We start from the raw sequence: 10,719 nt of genomic DNA on the forward strand, positions 1-10,719 counted from the left end.
TCGCCGCCATGGCCGAGGCCTACCACATCCAGGTCGCGCCGCATTGCTATTGCGGGCCGATCGTCGGCGCCGCCAACATCCAGCTTGCGGTGACTCTGCCCAACTTCCTCATCCTGGAATCGTTGAAGCAGTGGGACGGTTTTCACGCCACGCTGCTCAAGAAGAAGATCGAATGGCAGGATGGCCACGTCATCTCGTCGAAGGAGCCAGGCCTCGGTGTCGAGCTCAACGAGGAAATCTGCGAGGCGCACCCCTATAGCGGCAAGGACCTGCATCTGCAGATGATGCAGACGCCGTTGATGCCGTGACCGCGCGCCTCGCCTACGCCTTCATCGGCCTTGGTCATCTCGGCGGCAACCTTGCCGCCAGCCTGCTGCGCCACGGCTTCGCTGTTGCCGTTTTCGATCGTGACCCAGCGGCGGTTGCGCGTTTGGTCGCGCTCGGCGCTACGGCGGCGGCGAGCCCGGCGGATGCCGCGACCCGCGCCGGCAATGCGATCACCTGCCTGCCCTCGCCGAAAGTGAGCGAAGCTGTGCTCGCCGGTTCTGACGGATTGCTGGACGGCCTGGCCGCCGGCGGCACCTGGATCGAAATGTCGACCAATGGCCGCGACGAGATCCTGCGGCTGGCCGCACTTGCTTCGGCGAAAGGTGTCGAGATGCTGGAATGTCCGGTCACCGGCGGCGTGCACTTGGCGGCGGCAGGAAAGATCACCGCGCTGGTAGGAGGGGACGCCGAGCTCTACGAGCGCCACCGGCCGGCGATCCAGGCAATGTGCGCCAAATCGTTCCTGATGGGACCGGTCGGCTCGGGGGCGGTGATCAAGGTCATCACCAACATGCTGGCCTTCATCCATCTGGTCGCCGCCGGCGAGGCATTGATGCTCGCCAACCAGGGCGGGCTCGACCTCGCCCAGGCCTATCACGCCATCGTCGCCTCTTCCGGCAACAGCTTCGTCCACGAGACCGAAAGCCAGCTCATCCTGAATGGCTCCTACGACATCGGCTTCACCATGGACCTGGCTTTGAAGGATCTCGGTTTCGCGTTGGGCATGGCCAGGGATTTTCGCGTGCCGCTACAACTGGCACCACTCGTCAACCAGATTTTCGAGGTCGGCAGGCAGAAGCATGGCGGTGGCGCCTGGTCGACCCAGATCGTCAAGCTTCTGGAGGATGCGGTCGGCACGGAGCTTCGCGCGCCAGGCTTCCCGGCCAAGCTCGAACTGTAATCCGCCAAAACCTTAGCCAGCTATTTCAATCGCCTAATCACACCGGCGGAATCAAACCTTCAGGCAGGTGATTCAACACCTGAGCGTCAATGCGCCGGGCAATATCTCGAAAGTTGCCGGAATCCGACCTGGCGACTCGCCGTCTATGTCGACTAGCGCTCCGTTCTTCTCAACGTCGCCTAGCGGTTCGACCAGCACCTTGCGACCGCGCAGGATGGTGATCGCCGGATGGTTGCGGTGGCGCCCGCCATAGAGGAGACGGATGTCGCGGATCAGCCCAAGCTTGCCGGCGGCGCGCAGGATGACGACATCGAACTGGCCGTCGGACAGATCGGCGTCCGGCGCAATCATCATGCCGCCACCGAAGAATTTCCCGTTGGCTACCGCCACCAGCGCCATGCGCGCCTCGACCGGCTCGCCGTCGTCTATGGTGATCCTGACCTCCTGGAAGCGATAGCGGACGAATTCGAGCACGGTGCGCCAGAAGAACAGCGCCTTGGCCGAGACCCTGCCCCTGCGCTTGTCCGCATTGACCGCGCGATCGGTGGCGCCGGAGAGGCCGAGGCTGGCGATGTTGATGAAGTGACGGCTGGCGAGCGCGCCGTGGTCGTCGATGTAGCAGACGCGGCCGGCATCGACCTTGCGCGCGCCGGCGCCGGCGATACGCGCCAGTGCTTCCTCGATTTCGTCGGGCAGGCCGAGCCCTCTGGCGAAATCGATACCGGTGCCGCAGGGCAAAAGGCCGAGCGCGCTGGTTCGGCCGGTCTCATGCTCTGCCTGCAGCAGCCCGTCCGCCACCTCGCTGGCGGTGCCGTCGCCGCCGGCCGCGATCACCAGATCGCACCCGCTGGCCGCGAGGTCGATTGCCAATCGTTCGGCGTCGCCGCTGGTCTGCGTCTCGCGCAGCTCGAAATCGCCGAAATGCCTCTTGAGCGATGCGGCGGCTTCGGACCAATGCCGCTTGAGCTTGCCCCCTCCCGCTATCGGATTGAGAACCACCCCGACCTTCAACCTGATCTCCCCCGAGGCATATTGCGTGGAAGTCCATGGCGACTCGGCTGATGCAGCGCCACAGCACTTTGCCGGCATTCAAACGCGGGCCGACTGGCGGGGCAAGGCTCATCCTCGAAAGGACCGCGGAAAATGGGGACAGGCTGTCTAAGGCGTTCGGCCCGCAAATTCCGAGACTTGTCGCATCGGTCCCCGATAATCCCGCTATCCACAGGTCCGCGTCTATTCCGCAAATTCCTTACCCGACATACATTGAACCCATCTCAGGCGGCTACCGAACGCCCCGGCCGAAAGGCAGAAGCGCACGGCGGATTTCCTGAGGCCCGTACGGACCAGAACGAGAGCAGGTTCGCCTGTTGGAGGGACGGATGCCGAGACCTACGGGTGCCGCGGAAAGCGTGCGAACGCCGACGGCGGACCGATGCTGCCATGAAGGCGGGTGAAACCTTCGATGGTGCGCCGGCAAAGCCCGCAAGGGCGGAGATCGGCGTGGTCTGGAACGGACGCTGCCTTCGGGTGGCGACTGGCAGGACCGTCAAAATCAAGGCCGGCCTGGCGCGACGACTTTACGGAAGTTGCTGCCGTAACCGGTTCCTGATCTGACAGGGAGGCGCTGGGAGCAATCCCAGCGCCGACTGTTTTTTGGGCTGCCCTTTCACCGGCCCTTTTCCCAGCGTCCTGCACCTCCCCAGCATCTGCCACTGATGCTTCCCCGCCACAGTCGCAAGCCAAGCAACGCGCCGACACTCTCAATTCACAATCGCGGCCAAATCCCGCCTTGTTCCCCGGCGATTGATCGCCTGGGAACGAAGTTCAAAGGGACAAGACCGTGATCAAGACCGCCCTTGTCGCCATGACCATTGTCGGCTGCGACTGCGACGCCAAGCTCTGCGAGTATATCGGCGAGACTCCCGCCAAATGGGCGACGATTGCCGACTGCGAAGCGGCGATGAAGAGCCAGATGCTGCATCAGCGCAATTTCAATTATCCGCTGGTTTCCGGCATCTGCCGCACCAAAGGGTCGGCATCGACTTCGGAGCTCGCAGCCAAAGCGTCAAGGCCGGAGCTGAGGCCGCCGAACCGCGTCGTCGAAACCATCGCCCCGCTGCCGCCCGAGCTCAGCCGTCGGCCGAGCGTCCCGGTCGGCACGACGGTGACGGCCAGCCAGACGGAAGCTGCGCGGCCTGTTGCCTTCGAGGCCGCGGTCGACGGCGGCAGCCCCGTGCTCTATCGCACCAAGGCTGGTTATGCCGTGGTCAAGACCGATCTCGGCCGCGCGGCCAACGCGACGGTGGACATGGCAAAGCGATCGGCGAACTGGCTGGCGGGACTGGTGCCGAGCGGGCTGTAATCCAGCACCGGAAGCGCACGAAACTGGTATTCCAGGCACTTGAATATCAGCGCGCCTTACAGTTTGACCTTCTGCGTCTGCCAGAATTTGTCGATCATCGGTTGCTCGGTTGCGGTGTCCTGATCGCCGATGCGCGTGATGAACAGCAGCCCCTGATCGGCAAGACCGAAGCCGACGATCTCGAAATCGGCCTTGTCGGTACGCGTCTTCACCGTGGCTTTGATGCCGGTCAACTGCTTGCCGTCGGCGAGCTTGCGGGTCGTCGGCTCCTGTATCAGCGTGGCGCCCGCCTGAACCGACTCCTTGGTCATCTCCTGCAGCATCAGTTGATCGAGCGACACCGGAATCATCTTGCCGTATTCCTGCACCACGACGACGGTGCCGAGGGCCTAGGCAGCGAGGTATTGGGTGATGCTCTCGCCGAGATCCGTCTTGGTGACGGAAATGCTGCTCGGATGAACAAAGGAAAACCTGCCGCCGGAGAAAGTGGCGAAGTCGTTGCGGTCGAGCCGCACCCTGGCCCTCTTACCGCCGGGCAAGGTCACGTCTGCATCCTCGCCGGGATCATCGCCGTGGCACCAAGTTTCATTCGCATGTCCTGTCCTCTCGGCGCTCGGCGCTTTCGACTCTTTGACGACCGAGAGCGCTTCCGTTCCCGTTACCATCCGCTCGTGACGGATAGACTGACCACCCGGCAAAAACCATAGGGGTACCGGAACGCTGCAGACGAAGGCCGCCGCTGGCGCGTCGGAACAATGCAGTGCCTGATTGATAATGCCGGCACGATGCGGGAAGATGAGCGCCTACCTGGAGTTGGGGGGCTTCATGACCTTTGCCGTTCGCGCCACACTAAGCTTGTTACTGGCACTCGCGCCCTTGCCTGTTCGAGCGCAGGACACCGATCAGGGTGACGACAAAACGGTGATGGTAGCCCCGGACGATGCCGAAATGGCGGCGGCGCTTGCAAAGGCACGATCCAGCCTGGACGACTTCCTGGGTTTGTCCGACGCGCCGCCGCCGGGAACCGGCAGGTTCAAGCTGAAGGTCATGGTGGTCGACGGACATGCGACGGAGCATTTCTGGGTCATCCCCTTCAAGCGGACCGCCACCGGCTTTGTCGGCATATTGGCGAACGAGCCTAAACTCGTCCGCAACGTGGTATTCGGCCAGAACATCGAATTCTCCAAGGACGATATCTGCGACTGGGGATACACCAGGGACGGCCATCAGGTCGGCAGCTTCACCGTCTGCGTGATGTTCAAGAAAATGTCCAAGGAAGAAGCGGATTACATGCGCACCCAATACGGCTTCGACTGCTGAACTGCATCCAAGGCATTACAGCTGCCTTTGCGGCAAGCTCGCCGCGGCCAGTCGGCCCGGTCAGCAGTCGGCTGTCAGCCGGAAAAGATCGCGCTCAGGCGTTCGGTAACCTTCCGCTTCAACAATTCCTCCTTCAGCGCCTCCACCGGCACCAGCTGCTCATGGCCGGCTTTGGCGAGGCGCATGAAGAAATGCAGTTTGTAAGCGGCAATCTTGCCTCGCGCGGCTGCGTCCGTGCGGACGTCGACGACCAGGATCGAACCGATGCGGCCGGGCCATGGCTGCCTGGCAAAAGCCGTGCCGAGGAAGTCGCCAAGACCGTAGGCGACGAGCGCATCGCCGATGCGCTCGAGCGGCTGTACGACATGGGCGTGGTGGCCGGCAATCAGCCGGACGCCGCGACCCGCCAGCCGTCGCGCCAGTGCCCGCGTCGCAGGTCTCGGAAAATGTCGGAACTCCCAGTCCCAATGCGGCGCCGCGCAGAGCAAGTCGACGTCCGCGAGGATCCCGAGCGGCCATTCGGCCGGATCGCCCGCCATGGAAATCCGCGCCCGAAATTCGGCCTCGTCAGCGTTGCGCCAAAGCGTGAACGCGGCGAAGCCGATCGTCAGCGGCCCGGCGGCCTGGCGTTGGACCGGGCCGCCGGCCGCGGTGCCGATGGTGCGGATGCCGAGCCGCTTCAGCGCCGCGACCGTCTCGTCGAAGCCGGCAACGCCCTGGTCGAGGACATGATTGTTGGCGAGCGACAGCACGAGCCTGTCACGGGCAATGCCGACGGCTGCCAGCGAATCCGCCAGGAAGCGTTCGCTCATCGCGTGATGCGTGCCAAGCCGCGTGCCCGCCACCGCGCTCGGCCGCTCGACGATCGGGCTTTCGCAATTGCCGACCACGAGATCGGCCGAAGCGAGCAGCGCCGCGATCGCAGGGTCGCATTCCGGCACCCTGCGATTGGCGACCGCCGACAGGTCGCCGATGAAGGCAAGCCGCACAGTTTGCGTTGGCCCCGGCACCATCAGCGTCGCTGCCGGCGCCGCGAAACCGTTTCTGTCGCCGCCAAGCGACGGCTTCAGAAAACGCGGCAGCCACGACAATTTGTAGGAGAGCGGATAATTCGACACGCGATGCCCAACCGTTTGCCATCGTGTGTAGACCGTCTACGCGACAGGAGAAAGCTGCAGGCGAAGCGCCGCAAATCCGTATATTGTGGCTGGCGGGATTGGGACGGGAGGATCCATCGTGAAGCGACTGTCGGGCCTTGTGGCACTCACACTCTTGCTGCTCCTGCCGTTTGCTTACGCCAAAGCGGCTAGCCCCGACCCGGCCGCCCTGTTCGAGGCGAAGACCGTAGCGGATCGGAATACTGCCTTGGCGGCACTGGAGGCGGCGGCACCGGGCGATCCGGCATCGGCCTATGCCGCCGGCGCCGGCGAATTCTTTACCGCGCTGGAAATCCTGGCCAGCGGTCTGCATCGGCACGGTTTCGAGAGCCCGCAATCCTTCATGCTACCGCTGATGCGGCTGCCCGTGCCGGACAATCCCAGTCCCGAGCCGCTGACCTATGAAAAGTTCCGCGCCATCCTGATCGCTTTCCGCGACCGTCTGGAGAAATCCGCCGCCACGCTGGGCTCGGTGCCCGCCGATGCCGATATCGGCATGGTGGTCGACCTCGCTCATGCCGGTATCGATCTCAACGAGGACGGCAGCATCGCGCCGGACGAAAGCATCGCCGCGATCATGGCCTCGCTCTCACGCGGCGGCGTCGACGCAAGCGATGCCGCCCCTTCGCTTACCTTCCGCTTCGACCGCGCCGACGGTTTCTGGCTGCAAGGTTACGCCGAGTTCCTGATGGCGCAGGCCGATTTCTGGCTGGCGCATGATTTCAAAGCCATGTTCGACGGCTCTTTCCACATGCTGTTTCCGCACGCGAAACTGCCGCTGCAGGACGCGCTGGTCCCGCCGGATGGCGGCATGAGCGGCAGCATCTTCGCCTCGGAATGGCGCTTTGCCGACTTCATCTCGCTGGTGCATCTCGTCAACTGGCCGGTGATCGAGCCGGAGCGCCGCAAGGCGGCGCGCCGTCACCTGCTGGAGATGATCCGGCTTTCGCGCGAGGACTGGAAAGCGATACGCGCCGAGACCGACAATGACCGCGAATGGCTGCCGGGACCGCAGCAGAAGGGCGTCAACCCGCTCACCGGCCTCGAGGTCGGCGAGGCGCAAGTGCAGGCATGGCTTGCCGCCCTGACCATGGCTGAGGACCTTCTCGAAGGCCGCGTGCTGCTGCCGCATTTCCGCGTCATCGGCAAAGGCATCAACATGAAGCGCTTCTTCGACGAGCCGAAACCTTTCGACCTCGTCCTGTCGATCACCGGCCCGGCCATCGCGCCTTACCTCGAAAGTGGAAAAATCCTCACCAGCGACGATTTCAATCAGATTCAGCGCGAGTTCGGCGGCGCCGGCTTCCTGATATTCGCGCTGTGGTTCAACTGAAACGAAACGGCGCGCGCGACATGCCTCCTGACAGCCTTCTGTCAGCAGGCTCGGCAGCGCGCACCCGCCATTTCACTCCGCTCTTTCCATTTCGGCCGAGTCCTCCCATATTCGGGCCATGGCCAAACGCACCGACAAGAAAACGCCCTCGCCGGCGCAAGAGGGCGCGCCGAAACGGCGCAGTCCGCTGACCGAATTCCTCGACGCCGCCGAGCCCCTGGAGCGCGGCGGCTTCGCCGAAGCACCGCAAAGCGAGTTCTCCGGCGCGCCTCTCACCGGCTCGATCTCCGATTGGGCCGGGCAGATCGAGCGCGAGGCGCAAAAGCAGCCGAAGGCTAAAGCGCCGAGGAAGGTCCCCGAGCGCTCTGCTGCGCCCGGGCGCACGGCGCGCGGCACCTCGATGGGCGGCGCGGCATCGGCGAAAGAACGCGCCGCCGCCGGCCTCAACCCGGTGGCCGGTCTCGACATCAGCCTGGAGGACGCCGAGCAGGTTTCCTCGAGCGGTGTGACCGCGACCGTCGCCGCACTGTCGAGGCTCATCGAATCCGGCAATCCGCTGCACAAGGATGGCCAGCTTTGGACGCCGCACCGGCCTGCCCGGCCGGAAAAATCGGAAGGCGGCATCGCCATCAAGATGGTGTCGGATTTCGAGCCCGCCGGCGACCAGCCGACCGCCATCAAGGACCTTGTCGAGGGTGTCGAGCAAAGCGACCGCACCCAGGTGCTGCTCGGCGTGACCGGCTCCGGCAAGACCTTCACCATGGCCAAGGTGATCGAGGAAACGCAGCGCCCTGCCCTGATCCTGGCGCCGAACAAGACGCTGGCCGCGCAGCTCTACGCCGAGTTCAAGAAATTCTTCCCCGAAAACGCGGTCGAGTATTTCGTCTCCTATTACGACTACTACCAGCCGGAAGCCTACGTCCCGCGCACCGACACCTATATCGAGAAGGAATCCTCGATCAACGAGCAGATCGACCGCATGCGCCACTCGGCGACGCGCTCGCTGCTGGAGCGTGATGACGTCATCATCGTCGCCTCCGTCTCCTGCATCTACGGTATCGGCTCGGTCGAGACCTACACGGCGATGACCTTCCAGATGCAGGTCGGTGACCGGCTCGACCAGCGCGCCTTGCTTGCCGACCTCGTCGCCCAGCAATACAAGCGCCAGGACATCAACTTCGTGCGCGGCTCGTTCCGCGTGCGCGGCGACACGATCGAGATCTTTCCGGCCCACCTCGAAGACCGCGCCTGGCGCATCTCGATGTTCGGCGACGAGATCGAGGCGATCACCGAGTTCGATCCGCTGACCGGCCAGAAGACCGGCGAGCTGAAGAGCGTCAAGATCTACGCCAATTCGCACTATGTGACGCCGCGGCCGACCTTGAATCAGGCTATCAAGTCGATCAAGGAAGAGCTGCAATACCGCCTGCAAGAGCTTGAAAAGGCTGGCCGTCTGCTTGAAGCGCAACGTCTCGAGCAGCGCACGCGCTTCGACCTCGAGATGCTCGAGGCGACCGGTTCCTGCGCCGGCATCGAGAATTATTCGCGCTATCTCACCGGTCGCCAGCCGGGCGAGCCGCCGCCGACCCTGTTCGAATATGTGCCGGACAATGCGCTGATCTTCATCGACGAGAGCCACGTCACAGTGCCGCAGATCGGCGGCATGTATCGCGGCGACTTCCGCCGCAAGGCGACGCTGGCCGAGTATGGCTTCCGCCTGCCCTCCTGCATGGACAACCGGCCGCTGCGCTTCGAGGAATGGGACGCCATGCGCCCGCTGTCGATCGCCGTCTCGGCGACGCCGGGCGGCTGGGAGCTCGACCAGTCCGGCGGCGTCTTCGCCGAGCAGGTCATCCGCCCGACCGGGCTGATCGACCCGCCGGTCGAGGTGCGCCCCGCCAAGAGCCAGGTCGACGATGTCGTCGGCGAAATCCGCGAGACGACCAGGCTGGGCTACCGCACGCTGGTCACGGTTCTCACAAAGCGCATGGCCGAAGACCTCACCGAATATCTGCATGAGAACGGCATTCGAGTCCGCTACATGCATTCCGACATCGACACGCTGGAGCGCATCGAGATCCTGCGCGACCTGCGCCTCGGCGCCTTCGACGTGCTGGTCGGCATCAACCTGCTCCGCGAAGGCCTCGACATTCCCGAATGCGGCTTCGTCGCCATCCTCGACGCCGACAAGGAAGGTTTTTTGCGCTCCGAGACCTCGCTGATCCAGACGATCGGCCGCGCCGCGCGCAACGTCGACGGCAAGGTCATCCTCTACGCCGACCAGATCACCGGCTCGATGGAACGGGCGATGGCGGAGACCAACCGCCGCCGCGAGAAGCAGATGGAGTGGAACGCGGCCAACGGCATCACGCCGGAATCGGTCAAGTCGCGCATCGCCGACATCCTCGATTCCGTCTACGAGAAGGACCACGTGCGCGCCGACATCTCGCAGTTCACCGACGATGCCGGCGCCATGATCGGCAACAATCTGAAAACCCATCTCGAGGCGCTGGACAAGCAGATGCGCGATGCCGCCGCCAATCTCGACTTCGAGAAGGCCGCCCGCATCCGCGACGAGATCAAGCGGCTGCGGGAGATGGAACTGTCCATCTCGGACGACCCGCTTGCCCGCTACGCCGATATGGAAAGCCCGGTTTCCGGCCGCGAGAAAGGCAGGCACAACAAGGGACGTGCGGTGCACCGCTCCGTCGATGACGACGCCAAGGGCCTGTTCCGCAAGCCGCATCTCGACGAGATGGGCGCCGACGGCGCGGTGCCGGTGAAGAATCCGCTTTTCGCCAAGCCGTCGATCGACGACATGGGACCGGGCACCGACATGCCGACGCCAGCTGGCGCGGTCTCGCGTTCGCTGTTCAAGAAGCAATCGGCGCAGGAAGCGCATGGCTCCGACTTCGGCATCCCGGGCGACCGCACCGGGTCGCTGTTCCGCAAGAACTCGCTCGACGAGATGACGGTGCGCCGGACCGAAAAACCCGTCGAAGGAACGGTGCCTACGAAGCCACGGCCAATCTCCCCCCTTGTGGGGGAGATGTCCGGCAGGACAGAGGGGGGCGCGAAGGAACGCGACGATAAACCCATCGTCCGCCAGCGCTCTGGCATCGGCTCTTACGAAGACCCAGCCGATGAGCGCCGTCAAAAGCGCCGGCCGAGCAAGACTGGGCGGCCGGGGCACTGATTTCTGAAGAGATTGATATGTTGCCGGCGGGACAGCGCTCTGTCCTGCCGGACATCTCGCCCACAATGGGCCCACAAGAGGGGAGATCGGTAGTTTCAGCGCCCCCGCTCTGTCCTGCCGCCC

Annotated in this window: 10 protein-coding genes; 6 read left to right on the forward strand and 4 right to left on the reverse strand. The window is 64.2% G+C overall.

Annotation, left to right across the window (positions count from 1 at the left end; translation table 11 throughout):
* Together EOA32_RS26145 and EOA32_RS26150 are read left to right on the forward strand one after the other, a co-directional pair.
* A partial coding sequence (locus EOA32_RS26145) for an enolase C-terminal domain-like protein (protein WP_281015289.1) occupies nt 1-308 on the forward strand: 308 nt, incomplete at its 5' end.
* Nucleotides 305-1,228, forward strand: a complete 924-nt coding sequence (locus tag EOA32_RS26150) for an NAD(P)-dependent oxidoreductase (RefSeq protein WP_128373258.1) — start codon at nt 305-307, stop codon at nt 1,226-1,228. The genes EOA32_RS26145 and EOA32_RS26150, both read left to right, overlap by 4 nt.
* Before the next feature lie 72 nt (nt 1,229-1,300).
* Here EOA32_RS26150 and EOA32_RS26155 read toward each other — a convergent pair whose 3' ends face one another.
* Nucleotides 1,301-2,239 carry a diacylglycerol kinase family protein gene (locus tag EOA32_RS26155; RefSeq protein WP_128373259.1) on the reverse strand — a complete coding sequence of 313 codons (939 nt, stop codon included), beginning with the start codon at nt 2,237-2,239 and terminating at the stop codon, nt 1,301-1,303.
* Nucleotides 2,240-3,068: 829 nt separating this feature from the next.
* Here EOA32_RS26155 and EOA32_RS26160 point away from each other — a divergent pair.
* A complete protein-coding gene (locus EOA32_RS26160; protein WP_128373260.1) occupies nt 3,069-3,590 on the forward strand; it encodes a hypothetical protein in 522 nt (173 codons plus the stop codon).
* A 56-nt stretch (nt 3,591-3,646) separates the two neighbouring features.
* Here the strand turns inward: EOA32_RS26160 and EOA32_RS40125 are convergent, their stop codons facing one another.
* On the reverse strand, nt 3,647-3,961 hold the full coding sequence (locus EOA32_RS40125; RefSeq protein ID WP_245418776.1) for a hypothetical protein: 315 nt from the start codon (nt 3,959-3,961) through the stop codon (nt 3,647-3,649).
* Between the two features lie 18 nt (nt 3,962-3,979).
* Nucleotides 3,980-4,135 carry a hypothetical protein gene (locus EOA32_RS40130; RefSeq protein ID WP_245418775.1) on the reverse strand — a complete coding sequence of 52 codons (156 nt, stop codon included), beginning with the start codon at nt 4,133-4,135 and terminating at the stop codon, nt 3,980-3,982.
* Between the two features lie 250 nt (nt 4,136-4,385).
* Between EOA32_RS40130 and EOA32_RS26170 the strand changes: the two genes are divergently transcribed.
* Complete coding sequence (locus EOA32_RS26170; protein WP_348632224.1) at nt 4,386-4,910, forward strand: DUF2314 domain-containing protein; 525 nt, start codon at nt 4,386-4,388, stop codon at nt 4,908-4,910.
* A 74-nt stretch (nt 4,911-4,984) separates the two neighbouring features.
* Here EOA32_RS26170 and EOA32_RS26175 read toward each other — a convergent pair whose 3' ends face one another.
* A complete protein-coding gene (locus tag EOA32_RS26175; protein ID WP_128373261.1) occupies nt 4,985-6,028 on the reverse strand; it encodes a CapA family protein in 1,044 nt (347 codons plus the stop codon).
* 118 nt (nt 6,029-6,146) lie between these two features.
* On the opposite strand from EOA32_RS26175, the gene EOA32_RS26180 reads away from it, so the two are divergent.
* Complete coding sequence (locus EOA32_RS26180) at nt 6,147-7,400, forward strand: hypothetical protein (RefSeq protein ID WP_128373262.1); 1,254 nt, start codon at nt 6,147-6,149, stop codon at nt 7,398-7,400.
* Between the two features lie 118 nt (nt 7,401-7,518).
* On the forward strand, nt 7,519-10,596 hold the full coding sequence (gene uvrB, locus EOA32_RS26185) for an excinuclease ABC subunit UvrB (protein WP_066994434.1): 3,078 nt from the start codon (nt 7,519-7,521) through the stop codon (nt 10,594-10,596).
* Nucleotides 10,597-10,719 lie beyond the last annotated feature (123 nt).

Source organism: Mesorhizobium sp. M1A.F.Ca.ET.072.01.1.1, assembly GCF_004023325.1.
Taxonomy (GTDB): domain Bacteria; phylum Pseudomonadota; class Alphaproteobacteria; order Rhizobiales; family Rhizobiaceae; genus Mesorhizobium.